Genomic DNA, 15,891 nt, shown 5'->3' with positions numbered 1-15,891 from the left:
TTCGAGTCCCGGCCCTCCGCCGTACGGTCTTCCGCCCTGGGAAGCCCCTGCCCTACAGGCCCCTGCGCGGTCCCGGTGGCAGTGCCGCCTGGGCCTGCGGGTGCTGCTGCGCCGACCACGCCGTCGGATACGCGGGCGCCACGTGCCGATGGTGCCCGTACAGGGCCGTGCTCAGGACCGTGCCGAAGGCCCGGAAGCCCAGTTCCTCCTCGCCGCTGCGGTCGCCCGGCAGCGTACGGAACGACCTGCGGTACTCCGAGTACAGGGCGTCGTAGATCGGCGTGGGCGACGGGCCCGCCGTGACGTCCTGCGCGGGGCGCATCGCAGGGATCGGGCTCGGATACGGCTGGAGGAACGGGTCGTATGGGTGCACATAGGTGCCAACGACACCGCCGCCCGTCGGATGCGGGCGGCTCTCCGAAAGGGGAGCGCTCCGGGGACGAGGCACGGTCGGAACACCCGCTCCCGCCCCGACCCCGGGGACTCGCGCCCACCCTATGCCGGGCCGGCGGTCCTCCATCAGGTGCCGGCCAGCGGCATCGCGGCGGCGACCAGGCGGCCGTTCGCGGCGGCCTTCTCCAGGGCGTCGCGCAGCAGGTCCTCGCGCGGCTGCTGGCCGATCGAGCCCACCGGGGCGGCGAAGACCAGGACCGTGTGCGACTTGTTGGCCGCCGCACGCCAGCCCTCGGTGACCTGGAGCGGCTGGTGCGCCTGCCACCAGGCGGCCTGACCGGCACCGCCGGGACCCGGCTGGAGCACGGAGTGCAGCTGGCCCATGGCGACCAGGACCGACCAGCCCGGCAGCACCGCCGGCTTCTCGCCCAGGTCCATGACCGGCTGGAAGCCCTGCTCGGCCAGGAGCGGCAGGAACTCGTCGGTGAGGCCGTCCGAACCCGGACGGGCCACCGGCGCGGTCGGCTCCACGACGAGCGCCGGGTGCAGCTCGCCCTCGATCAGCACGAGACCGCTGGTGACGCCGAGCACGGCCTGCTCGGGGTGGGCGGCGGAGAGCGCGTCGGCGGCGTCGGAGGCCGTGATGGAGGCCACGGCGCCCTGGAGCTGCTCCTCGGCGACCCGGACGACCTGCGACGGGATGCAGCTGGCGTGGGCGAACGCGAGGACCGCGGTCTCCTCGCCGACGAACAGCACCGTGCTGGTGCGCTCCTGCTCGGAGTCCCCCGGCGTGCGGCAGGACGTGCAGTCGTAGCTGCCCGGGGCGTTGTCGCCGGCGAGCAGCCGGTCCGCTTCTTCGTCGCCGATCTCGGCGCGTACGTCCTCGCTGACGTCGAGCATGCGCGGCACGGGGGGCTCCCTGGACTCGGTACGGGGGGACGCCGGGCCGTTCCCGGGCGCCTCATGACGAGTTCAACGGGTCAGCCTCGGCCGGGGTCACGCGCGGAAGCGAGGCAAGTTGCCAGTGGCGTGTGCGAGGGGGTCCGTGACTCCGACCGGGTGGGGTGTGAACAGTGTTCCGCGCGGCACGGGCCGGGGGTGCCGGGGCGCTGCCTAGCCTTCCCCGATGTCGAAGATCCGATTTTGGACGGCCGGTTCCCTCGTGGCGGCGTCCGCGGCCGCGCTCCTGTCGCTGGCCCCCGCGCCGGCGGCGGCCCGGGCCCGGGACGCGGCTCCCGGACCCGGGGACGTGCCCGGGACGGTCGTCGCCCGGGAGGAGGTCTCCGAGGCGCTCCTGGACGTGTCGGACGCGCTCCGGGAGGCCGCCGCCGTGCCCGCGTACGCCTGTGCGCGGGACCAGTGGCCGTGGGGCTGCGTCGCCGAGTGCGAGAGCAGCGGGAACTGGCACATCAACACCGGCAACGGCTTCTACGGCGGGCTCCAGTTCTGGCACCCCACCTGGGTCGAGCACGGCGGACTGAAGTACGCCGCGCGCGCGGACCTGGCGACCCGGCAGCAGCAGATCACCGTCGCCGAGGAGGTGCTGCGCACCCAGGGCTGGGGGGCCTGGCCCGTCTGTTCCAAGCGGTACGGCCTGTCCGGGCGGGTCCACACCGTCCAGCCCGGCGACAGCCTCGCCGCGATCGCCCGCCGCTTCGCGATCAAGGGCGGCTGGAAGGCGCTGTACACGGCGAACCGGAACGTGATCGGGGCCGATCCGAACCGGATCGTCGTCGGCACGATGCTGCGGATCGCCCCGCTCTGAGGCGTCACGCGTACGCGTCCGGCTCTGAGGCGTCACGCGTACGCGTCCGGCTCTGAGGTGTCACCGGTACTCGGCCGGCTCCCCGCTCGACGCGCGGGAGCCGCGCCGCAGCTCGTGCACGAGCGAGCCCGGCGGCAGCCCCTCCGGTACGCGCTGCTCGGCCAGGACCACGGCCGACCCGCGGTCCACGGCGAGCGCGGCGAGCATCCGGTACGTACGGGCCGCGACCGGCGGGGCCATGCCGAGCGACGGCTCGTCGACCAGCACCACGCGCGCGCGTGCGAGCAGCGCGCGGGACAGCGCCAGCATCCGGCGCTCCCCGCCGGAGAGGGTCCCCGCGGTCCTGCGCAGCAGCGGGACGAGTTCGGGGTACGGGGCGGTGGCGTCGGGCGCGGGGACGCCGGGTGCGGCGAGGGCGAGGTTCTCGGCGACGGTCAGGCCCGCGTACACCGCCCGCAGGTCCGGTACGAAGCAGAGCCCGCGGCGCGCCCGCGCGTGGGCCGGCAGCCGGGTCACGTCCGCCCCGCGCCACTCCACCCGGCCGGCCGTCAGGCCCACCGTCCCGGCGAGGGCGCGCAGGGCGGTCGTCCGGCCCGCGCCGTTGCGGCCCAGGAGGACGGTGACCGTCCCGGCCGGTACGGGCAGGTCGAGGCCGTGCAGGGCCTCCAGGGGGCCGTAGCGGACCCGGGCCGCGCGCAGGGCCATCTCGACGCTCATGACAGGATCCGGCCTCCCTCCATGGTGTGCACCGTGTCCGCGATCCCGGCGACCAGATCCGGGTCGTGCTCCACCACCAGGACCGTCAGGCCGTCCGCCGCGAGGGCCGCGAGGATCCGGGCGAGCGCGGCGGTCTCGGCGGCGTCCAGGCCGGCGGCCGGTTCGTCGAGGAGGAGCGTGTGCGGCCGGCCGGCCAGGGCGCGGGCCAGCTCGACGCGGCGCAGGGTGCCGGTGGGCAGGTCCGCCGCCGGCCGGTGCCGTACGGGTCCGGCGAGCCCGAACAGCCGGAGGCTCCGCTCCACGGCGTCCGGGTCCCCGTGCCGGCCCTTCTGCTCCTCGCCGAGGCGGACGTTCTCCTCGACGGTGAGGGACGGGAAGACGGCGAGCCGCTGGAAGGTACGGGCGATGCCGAGGCGGGTCCGGGCGTGCGCGGACCGGGCGGTGATGTCGGTGCCGTCGAGCGTGACCCGGCCCTGGCCCCGGCGGGGCCGGAGGGTCCCGGCGAGACAGTCGAAGAGGGTGCTCTTGCCGGCGCCGTTGGGCCCGACGAGGGCGGTGACGCGGGCGGGGCGCAAGTCGAGGGTGACGTGGGAGAGGGCGGTGACCCCTCCGGGGTAGGTGAGGGTGAGGTCATGGACGTGCAGCCCGGTGCGGGGCGGGGGCGGGCGCGTCGGGTGCGGGGAGGGTGCGGGTCCCGCCCTTGCCAGGGGCCGGGCCGGGCGGGCGGCGGGCGGCGGGCCGTGCGGGAGCGGGGCGCCGTCGGCGGGCGGCGGGCCGTGGGGCTGCGTCCGGCCTTCGGCCGGACCGGGGTTCCCACCCCCACCGCCCGTGCGGGTGGGTGGGGGAAGTGCGGGTCTTCCCTTGGGGGGTGCCGCGCCGTCGGCGGCCGGTGGGCCGTCGGGGTGCGTCCGGCCTTCGGCCGTGACGGCGGCGGGCGTCCTGGCACGGGTGGCGGCGCCCTCGCCGCCCCTGGTGGCCCCCACCGTCGCCCTCCGGGCCTTCGGGAGCAGGTTCGTCAGTGGGGGGATCCGGCCCGCCAGGGTTGCCAGGAGGCCGATCAGGGCCGCCGCCGTGCCCGCCTGGGGGCCCGCGTCCAGGGTCGTCAGGAGGGCCGCCGCGGCCAGCGGGGTCAGGAGGCTGTCCGCGCCCAGGACCAGGACCGCCGCGAACCAGAGCAGGCCGCGTACGGGGTCGTACTGCTCCGGGTCGAAAGCGCGCAGGCCCATGCCCAGGAGTCCGCCGCCCAGGGCCGCCAGGGCCGCGCCCAGGACGAAGGCGAGGAGCTTGAGGCGGGGCACCGGGACGCCCGCCGCCTCGGCGCCCGGTTCGTGGTCGCGGAGGGCGGCGAGCGCGCGGCCCGTGCGGCCCCGGCGGAGGGCCGCCACCAACGCCAGGCAGCCGGCCAGGACGACCAGCTCCAGGGCGTAGTAGGCGCGGTCGTCGGAGAAGCCCGCCGGTCGGCCGAGGGCCACGCCGGCCGTCGCGTACGGCTGGGTCAGGACGAAGCGGCTCACCGCCACCCCCACGGCCAGGGTCGCCAGGGCGAGCGCCAGGCCGTGCCGCCGGATCGCCGGCCGACCCGTCACCAGGCCCGTGACCGCCACCATCGGCACCGCGAGTGCCAGGGCCAGGAGCGTCGGGATGCCCGCTGCCGCCAGGAGCGCCGTGAACAGGGCGCCCAGGCCCGCGTACGCCGCCTGGCCCAGGGCGATCTGCCCGCCCCGGCCCGCCACCACCACGAGGGACAGCAGGATCACGGCGAGCGCCGGGACCTGGACCGCCGTGTGCAGGTCCGAGCCCGCGAGGCCCAGGGGGAGGAGGAGCAGGACGCCCACCACCAGCCACACGGCCGTCGGCACCCGGGTGGCACGCGCGGGCGGCGGCAGCGCGTCGCGGCCCTTGCCGCCGACGCCCGGCAGGACGAGCGCCGCCACCAGGAGCGCCACCACGAACAGGTTCGCCCCGACGGCCTGGAGCAGCGGGCCCGCCCAGCCCTCCGGGTGAAGCCGGGTCAGCTGGGCCTGGGCCACCCCGATCGCGAGCGCCGCCCCCACCGCGACCGGCAGCGACCGCATCCGGGCGATCACCGCGACCGCGATCACCTCGACGACGAGCAGCGGCATCCCGTACGGGTCGAGCCGTACGTACGGGGCGAGCAGGACGCCCGTGAGTCCGGCCGTGAACGAGCCGAACGCCCAGCCCGCCGCCGCGACCCGGTCCGCGTCGATCCCCGCGAGGACGGCCAGCGGCCGGTTGTCGACGACCGCCCTCAGCTCCCGGCCGAACCGGGTCCACCGGGTCACCGCCCCCACCAGGCAGGCCAGCGCCACGACCGCCGCGAGCTGCGCCCAGGGATCGTCGCCGAGCAGCACCGGAGCGTCGTCCCGGGCGCCCGGCCCCCAGAGCAGCACCGCGCCGCCGACCAGGAGCACGAAGACGCCGATCGTCGCCACCAGGGTCTGCGCCGGGTTCGAGCCGCGGAGCGCGAGGGGGCGGAAGACGCCGCGGTCGAGGACCAGACCGAGCGCGGGGGCCACGCCCAGGAGCGTGACGAGGGCCGCCGGGGGGAGCGGCCAGCCCCAGTCGACCACCAACTGGCGGAGCACGTACGCGCAGACCATGGCGACGGCGCCGTGCGCCAGGTTCAGCACCCCCGTCGCGCGGTAGGTGACGACGAGTCCGATGCCGGTGAGCGCGGCGGCGCTGCCGACCGCGAGGCCGGCGAGCGTCAGCTCGTACGTCAGGGAGGCCACGGTTCACACACCGGGCAGGGGGAGAGCTCCGCGTCCCCGGCCTCCACGGCCTCCGCCTTGCCCGCCACCAGCGGGCAGTCCGGGCGGTGCGCGAGCGTCCCCTCGGGGACCCGCAGGAGGGGCCCGTCCGAGGACGGCCGGGGAGTCTCCTCCGGAGGCGGGGGGCTCGGCTCCGGCGGGCGTACGGGAAGCAGCGCGGCCGCCCCCACGAGGACCGCGCCCGCCACCAGGAGCGCCGCCCCCGGCACCGTGCACGAGGCCAGATAGGGCAGCTGGCGCTCCGCGAACCGCTCGCCGGAGATCCCGTACCAGCCGAGCGCACAGAGCACCGCGCCCCCGGCGGCCGCCGCGAGGCCGCTCCACAGCAGGATCCGGGATGTCGGCACCGAGGCCTCCCTCGTCTCCTTCCCCCGGCCGTTCCTTGTTGTCTCTTTCCTTGCACTATGCCCTGATCCGTCTCACCCTGGAAACACCAGCCGCTCCGGACCGGCTCCGGACCGGCGCGACATCCGGTGGTGACCAGATGGCCGTCGTACGACACGGTGGGCGCAGCCGCCTCGCGGTCCTCGGGACCGTCGCCGTCCTCGCCCTGGCGCCCGCCCTCGCGAGCTGCTCCGACGACGACGGCGGGAAGACGGGCGGCACGGCCTCGTCCTCCCCGCCCACGACCGGTCCCGCCGACCCGGTCGCCGCCAAGGCCCAGATCACGAAGAACTGGACGGCGTTCTTCGACCCGAAGACCCCCGTCGCCGAGAAGGTCAAGCTCCTGGAGAACGGGGAGCAGCTGCGGCCCGTGCTCGGCGCCTTCGCCGGCGACAAGAACGCGGCCACGACCTCCGCGAAGGTCACCGGCATCGAGTTCACCTCGGCCACCGGCGCGAACGTCACCTACGACCTGCTGGTCGGCGGGGCCCCGGCCCTGCCCGGCTCGCAGGGCACCTCCGTCCTCCAGAACGACACCTGGAAGGTCTCCGTGAAGACCCTGTGCGGCCTGGTCGAGCTGAGCGGTGTCACCGTCCCGGGCTGCTGAGGCGCTCGCGGCGCTGCTCCTGGCCGTGCTCCTCACCCTCCTCGCGGGATGCGGCAGCCGGCTCCCGGAGCGGGCCTTCGAGACGCGGCCCACCGTCAACCCCTCCGGCGGTGAGCCGCTCCGCGTCGGGATCATCACCAGCACCACCAGCCCCGTCGGCGGGGAGACCTTCACCGGCCCGCGCGACGGAGCCCGCGCCTGGTTCGACGCCCTCAACGCGCGCGGTGGCCTCGACGGACGCCGGATCGAGGTCGAGACCTGCGACGACGGCGGCAGCGGCGTCGGCAACAACGCCTGCGTGCACCGGCTCGTCGACGAGCGCGGTGTCTTCGCCCTCGTCGCCACCACCGCCCTGAACTACGCGGGCGCGCCCCTCGTCGCCCGGGCCGGCGTCCCCGACATCGGCGGCCAGCCCCTCACCCCCGCCTACGACACCTATCCGCACCTCTACGGCATCTACGGCAGCTCCGCCCCGCGCACCGGCCGCGCACCCGGCTGGAACGGCACGCTCTACGGCGGGACCGAGGTCTACCACTGGTTCCGCGAGAAACTGGGCGCCAGGACCGCCGCCGTCGTCTCCTACAACCAGGCCGCGTCCGCCGCCTACGCCCGGCTCGTCGCACGCGGCCTGCGCGCCGAGGGCTACCGGGTCGTCGAGGAACAGGTCGACTTCGCGCTGCCCAACTTCCGCGCGGTCGCCGCCGATCTGCGGGCCGAGCACGTCGACCTCGTCTTCGACGCCATGGACACCCACGGCAACGTGCGGCTGTGCGAGGCCATGGAGACGCTCGGGGTCCGGGTCGCCGCCAAGGTGACGAACGTGCAGAACTGGAACGCGGCCGTCCCCCGCGACTACGCCCGGGCACCCGGCTGCCGGGCCTCGCTGTGGGTGACGGGCTCCAGCCGCAACCATCAGGACACCGGACAGCCGGCCGTCCGCGAGTTCCGGACGGCGATGGGGACCCGGCCCCCGTCCCAGTGGCAGCTGGAGGGCTGGGCGGCCGCCATGTGGTTCACCGACGCCGCCCGCTCCTGCCTCGCCCGGGGCGCGCTCACCCGGGGCTGCGTCGAGGAGTTCATGAACCGCCCCGAGCCGTACACCGCGCGCGGACTGCTCCTCCCCGTACGGTTCGAACGGCTGCCCCGGCCGCCCACGAGCCGCAACACCTGTCTGTCCGTGGCCCGTTGGCAGGACGGCCGGGGCTGGGTGAGCCAGGGAGACATGACCGGGAACTGCGCGAACGTCCCCCAGCTCGGCTACCGCCCGTGAAACGCGGCCCCGGAGCGGCAGTACAGTCGGGCACCGACCGATCGAATGAACACTGACTGACCGGGGGGAACCGGCAGCGCGATGCGTATCTCCTTTCTGCTTCACAACGGCTACCACTACGGCGGCACGATCCGGACCACGTTCACCCTCGCCGAGGAACTGGCGGAACGTCACGAGGTCGAGATCGTCTCGGTGTTCCGTCACCGGGACCGGCCGCACCTCGGCCTCCCGTCGGGGGTGACCCTGCGCCACCTCGTCGACCTGCGCCGGGACAGCCCCGGATACGACGGCGACCACCCCGACTTCCACCGTCCCGCCCAGGTCTTCCCGCGCGGCGACGGCCGCTGGAAGCAGTACAGCGCGCTCACCGACACCCGGATCGGCGAACACCTCCAGGGCGTACAGGCCGACGTCCTCGTCGCCACCCGCCCCGGGCTCAACGTGCACCTCGCCCGGCAGGCCCGCCGGGGGCCCGTCCTCGTCGGCCAGGAGCACCTCATCCTGGACGGCCACAGCTACCGGCTGCGCCGGGACATCGGCCACGAGTACGCCCTCCTCGACGCCGTCACCACGGTCACCGAGGCCGACGCCCGCGCCTACCGGCGGCTCGCCCTGCCCGGCGTCCGCATCGAGGCCGTCCCCAACAGCGTGCCCGCGCCCTCGGTGCCGCCCGCCGACCTCACGGCGCGGACCGTCGTCGCGGCGGGGCGGCTGACCCGGGTCAAGCGGTACGACGTGCTGATCGACGCCTTCGCGGCCGTGGCCGCCGACCATCCCGACTGGAAGCTGCGGATCTACGGCTCCGGCGACGCGGTCCAGGACCTCAAGGCCCCGCTGTCCCGGCAGATCAAGGAGCGCGGCCTGGAGGGGAAGGCCTTCCTCATGGGCTCGGTCACCCCCATGGAACCCGAATGGGCCAAGGGCTCCATCGCCGCCGTGACCTCCGAGCGGGAGTCCTTCGGCATGACGATCGTCGAGGCGATGCGGTGCGGGCTGCCCGTCGTCTCCACCGACTGCCCCAACGGACCGCGCGAGATCATCGAGGACGGGGTCGACGGGCGGCTCGTGCCGGTCGGCGACGTCGCCGCGGTCGCCGCCGCGCTGCGCGAGCTCATCTCGGACGACGAACTGCGGGCCAAGGCCGGGCGGGCGGCGCTCACCGCGTCCGAACGCTTCGACCCGTCGCGGATCGCCGCGCGGCACGAGGCGCTGTGGTCGGAGCTGGTGGCGTCGGAGCGGGTGCATGCGGCGGGGCGGGCTCGGCGGCATCGGGCGGTGGGTCGTCTGATCGACGCGATCTACACGGAGAAGGCCCGAGCAGGCCGCCTCCTCCGCCGCCTCCGCCGCCTCCGCTGACGCGCCCGGCCGCCGTGTGGGGCCCGCGCCCGCGCTGGGCGGTGCCGCGCTGCCGTGTGGGGCCCGCGCCCGCGCTGGGCGGTGCCGCGAGGCTTTGCCTCCGGCTCGTGTGTGCCCGCGCCCGGCTGGGCGATGCCCCCGCCCGCCGCCGTGTGGGCAATCGTCCCGCAGGGCGGGACGGGGAGGCACACGGGACGGCGCCCTTCAGCGGCGCCTCCGCGTTCCGCGCCCTGACCCGCACCACCAGCTCGGTGCACGGGGTGCGGGTTCAGGCTCGGGAGCCTCTGGCGCCGGCAGGGGCGCCGTTCCGTTGTGCCCACCCGTTCCGCCCCTTGCGGAACGCCTGCCCACAACGGGGCGCGTGGGAGACTCGCTCGTATGTTGGAGACGTCCGCGAGGCTGTTGCGGCTGCTGTCCCTGCTTCAGGCCCATCGCGAGTGGTCCGGCGAGGATCTCGCCGAGCGCCTCGGGGTGACCCCGAGGACCGTGCGGCGGGACGTCGGCCGGCTGCGGGAGCTGGGCTATCCCGTGCACGCGAGTCCCGGCACGGGCGGCGGGTACCAGCTGGGGGCCGGCGCCGAGCTGCCGCCGCTGCTCCTGGACGACGAGGAGGCCGTCGCCGTCGCGGTCGGGCTGCGTTCCGCCGCCGGGCAGGGGGTCGAGGGCATCGGCGAGAGTTCCGTACGGGCCTTGGCCAAGTTGGAGCAGGTGCTGCCGGGCCGGCTGCGGCGGCGGATCGGGGCGCTCAATGCCGTCACGGTGCCCCTGCTCCGTACGCCCGGCGAGCGCGTCGACCCCGCCGTCCTCACCGAGCTGGCCAACGCCTGCCGGGACAGCGAGCGGCTCCGCTTCGCCTACCGCGACCACGGCGGCGCGGCGACCCGCAGGACCGTCGAGCCGCACCGGCTGGTGTGCACGGAGCGGCGCTGGTATCTCGTCGCCTGGGACCTGGACCGGGGCGACTGGCGTACGTTCCGGGCCGACCGGATCGAGCCGGCCCCGCCGCACGGTCCCCGTTTCCCGCCCCGCGAGCCGCCCGCCGAGGACCTCGCGGCCTATGTGGCGCAGGGGGTGTCCCGTTCCGCCTACGCGGAGGAGGCGACCGTCCGGCTCTTCGTCCCGCTCGCCGAGGCGGCCGCGGTCGTCGCCCCGCTGGACGGCGTCCTGACGGCGGACGGCGAGCACGCCTGTCTGCTGCGGACGGGGGCGCGCACCCTCGACATGATGGTGTTCCACGTGATGTTCATGGGCTTCGAGTTCGAGGTGGTCGACCCGCCCGAGCTCACCGGGGCCGTACGGGCGCTCAGGGACCGTCTGTCCCGGGCCCTCGACCGCTCGGAGGGCTGATCCGCATCCGTTCGTACGCGGCGAACTCCGGGTGGTGCAGGTCGAAGGCGGGCGACTCGGAGCGGATCCGGGGCACGGACTCGAAGTTGTGCCGGGGCGGCGGGCAGGAGGTCGCCCATTCCAGGGAGCGCCCGAAGCCCCAGGGGTCGTCGACCTCGACCTTCTCCCCGTACCGCCAGGTCCGCCACACGTTGTAGAGGAACGGCAGCGTGGACGCGCCGAGCAGGAAGGAGCCGATGGTGGAGACGGTGTTGAGCGTCGTGAAGCCGTCGGCCTCCAGGTAGTCGGCGTATCGGCGGGGCATGCCCTCGGCGCCCAGCCAGTGCTGCACAAGGAACGTGGTGTGGAAGCCGACGAAGAGGGTCCAGAAGTGGATCTTCCCGAGCCGCTCGTCGAGCATCCGGCCGGTGAACTTGGGCCACCAGAAGTAGAAGCCGGCGAAGGTCGCGAAGACGACCGTGCCGAAGACCGTGTAGTGGAAGTGGGCGACGACGAAGTACGAGTCGGTGACCTGGAAGTCCATCGGCGGCGAGGCGAGGATGACGCCGGTGAGCCCGCCGAAGAGGAAGGACACCAGGAAGCCGACGGACCACAGCATCGGGGTCTCGAAGGAGAGCGAGCCGCGCAGCATCGTCCCGGTCCAGTTGAAGAACTTCACCCCCGTGGGCACCGCGATGAGGAACGACAGCAGCGAGAAGAACGGCAGCAGCACCGCGCCCGTCGCGAACATGTGGTGCGCCCAGACCACCACCGAGAGCCCCGTGATCGTCATGGTGGCGGCGATCAGCGTCACGTACCCGAAGATCGGCTTGCGGGAGAAGACCGGGATGATCTCGCTGACGATCCCGAAGAACGGCAGCGCGATGATGTAGACCTCGGGGTGGCCGAAGAACCAGAAGAGGTGCTGCCAGAGCAGCGCCCCGCCGTTCTCGGGCTGGAAGACGACGGCGCCGAGGCGCCGGTCGGCCTCCAGGACGAGCAGCGCCGCCGCGAGGACGGGGAAGGCGGCGAGCACCAGGATCGTGGTGAAGAGGATGTTCCAGGTGAAGATCGGCATCCGGAACATGGTCATGCCGGGTGCCCGCATGCAGACGATGGTGGCGAGGAAGTTCACCGAGGTGAGGATCGTGCCGAAGCCGGAGAGCGCGAGCCCCATGATCCACAGGTCGACGCCGACGCCCGGTGACCGTTCCAGGCTGTTCAGCGGGGCGTAGGCGGTCCAGCCGAAGGCGGCGGGCCCGGTGGGGGTGAGGAGGGAGCCGAGGACCATCAGGCCGCCGAAGAGGAACAGCCAGTACGAGAACATGTTCAGCCGCGGGAAGGCGACGTCGGGGGAGCCGATCTGCAGCGGCACCAGCTCGTTCGCGAAGCCGGCGAAGGTGGGCGTGGCGAAGAGCAGCAGCATGATCGTGCCGTGCAGGGTGAAGGCCTGGTTGAACACCTGGTTCGAGACGAGCTGGAGTCCCGGGCGGGCCAGCTCGGCCCGCATCACCATCGCCATGAGCCCGGCGGCCAGGAAGAAGAAGAACGAGGTGGCCAGATAGAGGTGGCCGATCTTCTTGTGGTCGGTCGTGGTGAGCCAGTCGATCAGGATGCGGCCGTGCCGTTGCCGGCCCGATTCGACGGTCGCGGTCGCTGTCCCGTTGCCCATCCCTGCCTCCGCCTCGCCGTGGTCCCGGCTCCGCGTCTCCGGGCGTTCGGCCAGCGTAAGCATTGTGTAAGGGAAGAGTGTGTGCCTCGGGTGCGCGTCGCCGAGGCAATTCGGGACGAGCTTGCGGGAAGAGGGAATTGAAGGTGCCTTACCCGCGCTTCCGAACCCTTCGTGCGAACTGATGGATGCCGTTCGGAATTACTGGAGAAACGGCCGGAAACAGCCCTCTGGACGGGCCGCGGACCGGGCGGACTTATGTCGAGAACTTGTGACACAAGCGTGACCGCCGAGGTACTAACGTGAGGTTCATGTCACCCACTTCGCGCACTCCCGAACCGCCCCGCGACGCTCCCGAGTCCTATGTGGGCCTCGACGCCGGAGGGGCCGAGCGGCTCGCCAGGACCCGCGGCTGGAGCGTCGTGCGGTCGCTGCCGCCCGGCTCGATCATCACCATGGAGTACCTCTCCGGGCGCATCAACTTCGAGGTCGAGGACGACACCGTCACCCGCTGCTGGCTCGGCTGAGGAGCCGGCGGGACCGCATGCGGAAGGGCCCCGGCCGATCCGGCCGGGGCCCTTCCGTGCGTGTGGTCAGCCGCGGGTCGCCGGGGCGCGTCGGCCGCCGGCCACCCCCACGGGCTCCCGCACCGGCTCCCGTACGGGCTCGCGGACCGGACGCGGCCCACCGGAGGCCACGGGCAGCGAGGGCACCAGCCGGCGGCGGTCCCGCAGCCGCTCCCGTACCCGGTCGCGCGCGGCCAGGATCCAGGCCTCCGCCACCGCGAGGACCGGCTCGCACCAGGGCAGCGCGAGCAGGACCAGGAGTCCGGCGGCCCAGCCGAGGAGCACGTCGCTCAGCCAGTGCGTGCCCAGGTACACGGTGGTGAGGCCGACCCCGAGCGCGACCACCGCGGAGAGCGCCGACAGATAGCGCCGGGCCCTCGGGGTGGTCGCCAGGTAGGCGAGGATGCCCCAGGTCACGACCGCGTTGGCGGTGTGCCCCGAGGGGAATATGTCTCCGCCCGCGAAGAGCTCGGGCGAGCCGATCTGGGTCGCGTAGTGGGGTCCGAGGCGGCCGAGGCCGAGCTTGACCGCGCCCACCGAGGCGTTGAGCAGCAGGAGGGCGGCGCCGAGGCACAGCAGGGGGCGCAGGGTGTGCTGGCGCCAGGAGCGCCAGCCGAGCCAGGCGGCCACCATGACGGCCGTGGGGCCGCGCTGGCCGAGGACGACGTAGTAGTCGAGGAAACCGTGGATCCCGGGCCACTGCTGGTACGGCCGGAAGAGCATGATCTTCCAGTCGAGGGTCACCAGCCATGTCGACAGCAGGACGGCCACGACGATGGCGAGATAGAACGCCGACGTCCCGCCGAAGAGGGCGAGACGCGTCCGGGTCATCCGCGGGACCTCTATCTTCGGCGGTTCCGGCTCCCGGTCCAGCCGGGCAAAGATGTCGGTACGCACCCAATCGACGTTACAGGGAGTGAGAAGCAGACCCGGTCGTTCCGCTCCCTTCGTGATGATCGTGTGATGTGGAGTGGGTCTCACCGGGTGGTCTATTCCAGACGTCCGTCGGGAAATCCGATGACCTTCAGCCCTATTGCCGGGAGGGTCGATTCCGGAAGGATGTTTGAACGCCGGGGAATTTCCTCAAACAGACGTCCGTGCGGAATTCCATACGACGCGCGGGCCGCGCCGAGTGGCGTACGCCACACCGCGAGCCCCGCCGGGGTGAGAGCTGCACCACGCGCTCGGGCCTTGAACTCGCGTACGCTGACGGCTCACTCGCCCGTCGATGCCGGGCCGCCCCAGGGGTATACGCCCTGGTCGGGGCCCGCCGAGCGCGAGAGCTTCACTGGGAGGTACGTACATGCAGCGGACGAACACGGCCCAAGGGCGACCGCGTGCCACCGTCGGCGCCGGCGCCAACCGCTGGGTCGTCCTCGTCGTCCTCTGCGTCAGCCTTCTCCTGGTCGCCCTCGACGCGACCATCCTCCACGTCGCCGTCCCCTCGCTCACCGAGGACCTGCGCCCCAGCTCCACCGCGCTGCTCTGGATCGTCGACGCCTACCCCCTGGTCTGCGCGTCGCTGCTGATCCTCTTCGGCACCCTCGGCGACCGGGTCGGCAGACGCAGGATCCTCCTCCTCGGCTACGCGCTCTTCGGCATCGCCTCGGCGGTCGCCGCGCTCGCCACCGAGCCGGCGGTGCTCATCGGGGCCCGGGCGCTGCTCGGCGTCGGCGGCGCGATGATCATGCCCGCCACGCTCTCCATCCTCCGGACGGTCTTCCCCGACCGGCGGGAGCGGGCCACCGCGATCGGCATCTGGACCGCGACCGCGGCGATCGGCGCCGCGACCGGACCCGTGCTCGGCGGCTTCCTCGTCGAGAACTACTGGTGGGGCTCCGTCTTCCTCATCAACATCCCGCTGATGGCCCTGATCCTGCCCCTCGGCCGGCGCCTCCTCTCCGAGTCCCGCGGTGCCACCGACGGCCCCTGGGACGTGCTCGGCGCGCTCATGGCCGCGGCCGGGGTGCTCGGCTGCGTCCTCGGCGTGAAGCACATCGGGGCCGGCGCCCCGCCGCTCGCCCCGTCGACCGCCGGGCCGCTGCTGCTCGGCGCGGCGCTCCTCGTCCTCTTCGTGCGGCGGCAGAAGCGGCGCCCGCACCCGCTGATCGACATACGGCTCTTCTCCCGGGCCGCCTTCACCACCTCGGTCGGCTGCATCGTCATCGGCATGCTGGCCCTGGTCGGCCTGGAGCTCATCGCCGTCCAGTACCTCCAGCTGGTCCTCGGCCTCAGCCCCCTGGAGACCGGGCTCCGGCTGCTCCCGCTGACCTTCGCCGCCATGGCCGCCGGCGCCACCGGCTCGTACACCCTGCGCAGGATCGGTCCGCGCCGGATGGTCGGCTGGGGCTTCCTGCTCACCGCCTCCGCGGTGCTGCTGCTCACGTTCATGGGGCAGCACGACCGGCCGCTGCTGCTCACGGTGGGCTTCGTGCTGCTCGGCTTCGGCCTGCAGACCACGCTCTTCTCGGCGTACGAGTCGATGCTCAGCGAGGCGCCGCAGCGGAGCGCGGGCGGCGCGGCCGCGATCGGGGAAACCTCGTACCAGCTCGGCGCGGGCATGGGCATCGCGCTGCTCGGCAGTGTGATGAACGCGGCGTACGCCCCCGGGCTCGCCTCGGTCCCCGGGGTGCCCGAGGAGGCGAGCCGGGCCGCGGCGAACTCGCTCGGCGAGGCGTACAAGGTCGCCGATCAGCTCGGCGGTACGGCCGGTGACGCCCTGCACCAGGCCGCCCGGCACTCCTTCGTGACCGGTCTGCACGTCACGCTCTTCGTGAGCGCCGCGCTGCTGCTCGTCGGCGCGCTGATGGCCCGGCGGCTGCCCCGGATCATGGAGTGCGTGGTGGACCCGGAGGACGCCTTCGACGCGGCCCTGGCCCAGGAGGGGCAGGACCGGGATGGGGAGCCCCGGGACACGGCGGGAGCGCCGGCGAAGGCTTCCGCTCCGTCGGAGCGGCCCGTCTCCCCGGAGGCGGCCGAGCCGCGCGTGCCCGCGACCCGGGAACCGATCGAGCCCGCCGGCTCGGGGCGTCCGGCGCTCTGACCC

14 protein-coding genes are annotated in these 15,891 nt (G+C 73.9%); 7 read left to right on the top strand and 7 right to left on the bottom strand.

The window, feature by feature from the left end; translation table 11 throughout:
* Positions 1-52: 52 nt before the first annotated feature.
* Both ACWGN5_RS19145 and ACWGN5_RS19140 read right to left on the bottom strand, forming a co-directional pair.
* Entirely contained in the window at positions 53-373 is a 321-nt protein-coding gene (locus tag ACWGN5_RS19145) for a hypothetical protein (RefSeq protein ID WP_453516496.1), read from the bottom strand.
* A 146-nt stretch (positions 374-519) separates the two neighbouring features.
* The gene (locus tag ACWGN5_RS19140) at positions 520-1,302 is read right to left on the bottom strand and encodes a hypothetical protein (protein WP_453516495.1); all 783 of its coding nucleotides are present in this window, start codon (positions 1,300-1,302) and stop codon (positions 520-522) included.
* Between the two features lie 217 nt (positions 1,303-1,519).
* On the opposite strand from ACWGN5_RS19140, the gene ACWGN5_RS19135 reads away from it, so the two are divergent.
* Complete coding sequence (locus ACWGN5_RS19135; RefSeq protein WP_453516493.1) at positions 1,520-2,158, top strand: LysM peptidoglycan-binding domain-containing protein; 639 nt, start codon at positions 1,520-1,522, stop codon at positions 2,156-2,158.
* A gap of 60 nt (positions 2,159-2,218) precedes the next feature.
* Here ACWGN5_RS19135 and ACWGN5_RS19130 read toward each other — a convergent pair whose 3' ends face one another.
* The 3 genes from ACWGN5_RS19130 to ACWGN5_RS19120 are packed head-to-tail and all read right to left on the bottom strand — an operon-like array spanning position 2,219 to position 6,014.
* Positions 2,219-2,875, bottom strand: coding sequence for an ABC transporter ATP-binding protein (locus ACWGN5_RS19130; protein WP_453516491.1), 657 nt, complete (start codon positions 2,873-2,875; stop codon positions 2,219-2,221).
* Positions 2,872-5,628: an ABC transporter permease subunit gene (locus tag ACWGN5_RS19125; protein WP_453516489.1), complete on the bottom strand. Its 2,757-nt coding sequence runs from the start codon at positions 5,626-5,628 to the stop codon at positions 2,872-2,874. The genes ACWGN5_RS19130 and ACWGN5_RS19125 overlap by 4 nt, the downstream gene beginning before the upstream one ends.
* Positions 5,616-6,014: a hypothetical protein gene (locus ACWGN5_RS19120; protein WP_453516487.1), complete on the bottom strand. Its 399-nt coding sequence runs from the start codon at positions 6,012-6,014 to the stop codon at positions 5,616-5,618. The genes ACWGN5_RS19125 and ACWGN5_RS19120 overlap by 13 nt, the downstream gene beginning before the upstream one ends.
* A gap of 137 nt (positions 6,015-6,151) precedes the next feature.
* Here ACWGN5_RS19120 and ACWGN5_RS19115 point away from each other — a divergent pair, with 137 nt between their 5' ends.
* The 4 genes from ACWGN5_RS19115 to ACWGN5_RS19100 all read left to right on the top strand — a co-directional run bounded on the left by ACWGN5_RS19115 (position 6,152) and on the right by ACWGN5_RS19100 (position 10,631).
* Positions 6,152-6,658, top strand: a complete 507-nt coding sequence (locus ACWGN5_RS19115; RefSeq protein WP_453516485.1) for a hypothetical protein — start codon at positions 6,152-6,154, stop codon at positions 6,656-6,658.
* Positions 6,636-7,928, top strand: coding sequence for an ABC transporter substrate-binding protein (locus ACWGN5_RS19110; RefSeq protein ID WP_453516484.1), 1,293 nt, complete (start codon positions 6,636-6,638; stop codon positions 7,926-7,928). The genes ACWGN5_RS19115 and ACWGN5_RS19110 overlap by 23 nt, the downstream gene beginning before the upstream one ends.
* A gap of 81 nt (positions 7,929-8,009) precedes the next feature.
* The gene (locus ACWGN5_RS19105; RefSeq protein WP_453516482.1) at positions 8,010-9,284 is read left to right on the top strand and encodes a glycosyltransferase family 4 protein; all 1,275 of its coding nucleotides are present in this window, start codon (positions 8,010-8,012) and stop codon (positions 9,282-9,284) included.
* Positions 9,285-9,662: 378 nt separating this feature from the next.
* On the top strand, positions 9,663-10,631 hold the full coding sequence (locus ACWGN5_RS19100; RefSeq protein WP_453516480.1) for a helix-turn-helix transcriptional regulator: 969 nt from the start codon (positions 9,663-9,665) through the stop codon (positions 10,629-10,631).
* Here ACWGN5_RS19100 and ctaD read toward each other — a convergent pair.
* Positions 10,588-12,282 carry an aa3-type cytochrome oxidase subunit I gene (gene ctaD, locus ACWGN5_RS19095; protein ID WP_453516499.1) on the bottom strand — a complete coding sequence of 565 codons (1,695 nt, stop codon included), beginning with the start codon at positions 12,280-12,282 and terminating at the stop codon, positions 10,588-10,590. The genes ACWGN5_RS19100 and ctaD overlap by 44 nt on opposite strands.
* A 308-nt stretch (positions 12,283-12,590) precedes the next feature.
* Between ctaD and ACWGN5_RS19090 the strand changes: the two genes are divergently transcribed.
* Positions 12,591-12,806: an I78 family peptidase inhibitor gene (locus ACWGN5_RS19090; protein WP_453516478.1), complete on the top strand. Its 216-nt coding sequence runs from the start codon at positions 12,591-12,593 to the stop codon at positions 12,804-12,806.
* Between the two features lie 66 nt (positions 12,807-12,872).
* Here ACWGN5_RS19090 and ACWGN5_RS19085 read toward each other — a convergent pair whose 3' ends face one another.
* A complete protein-coding gene (locus ACWGN5_RS19085; RefSeq protein ID WP_453516476.1) occupies positions 12,873-13,742 on the bottom strand; it encodes a phosphatase PAP2 family protein in 870 nt (289 codons plus the stop codon).
* A gap of 406 nt (positions 13,743-14,148) precedes the next feature.
* Here ACWGN5_RS19085 and ACWGN5_RS19080 point away from each other — a divergent pair, with 406 nt between their 5' ends.
* The gene (locus ACWGN5_RS19080) at positions 14,149-15,888 is read left to right on the top strand and encodes an MFS transporter (RefSeq protein ID WP_453516474.1); all 1,740 of its coding nucleotides are present in this window, start codon (positions 14,149-14,151) and stop codon (positions 15,886-15,888) included.
* Positions 15,889-15,891 lie beyond the last annotated feature (3 nt).

Source organism: Streptomyces sp. NPDC055815, from assembly GCF_053616475.1.
This window is presented reverse-complemented; position numbering and strand designations above follow the sequence as displayed.

What these genes read in the sequence shown, in the direction of transcription:
- ACWGN5_RS19130 (WP_453516491.1), bottom strand. Translation starts at nt 2,875, where the DNA reads ATGAGCGTCGAGATGGCCCTGCGCGCGGCCCGGGTCCGCTACGGCCCC.
- ACWGN5_RS19135 (WP_453516493.1), top strand. Translation starts at nt 1,520, where the DNA reads ATGTCGAAGATCCGATTTTGGACGGCCGGTTCCCTCGTGGCGGCGTCC.
- ACWGN5_RS19090 (WP_453516478.1), top strand. Translation starts at nt 12,591, where the DNA reads ATGTCACCCACTTCGCGCACTCCCGAACCGCCCCGCGACGCTCCCGAG.
- ACWGN5_RS19100 (WP_453516480.1), top strand. Translation starts at nt 9,663, where the DNA reads ATGTTGGAGACGTCCGCGAGGCTGTTGCGGCTGCTGTCCCTGCTTCAG.
- ACWGN5_RS19080 (WP_453516474.1), top strand. Translation starts at nt 14,149, where the DNA reads ATGCAGCGGACGAACACGGCCCAAGGGCGACCGCGTGCCACCGTCGGC.
- ctaD (WP_453516499.1), bottom strand. Translation starts at nt 12,282, where the DNA reads ATGGGCAACGGGACAGCGACCGCGACCGTCGAATCGGGCCGGCAACGG.
- ACWGN5_RS19105 (WP_453516482.1), top strand. Translation starts at nt 8,010, where the DNA reads ATGCGTATCTCCTTTCTGCTTCACAACGGCTACCACTACGGCGGCACG.
- ACWGN5_RS19115 (WP_453516485.1), top strand. Translation starts at nt 6,152, where the DNA reads ATGGCCGTCGTACGACACGGTGGGCGCAGCCGCCTCGCGGTCCTCGGG.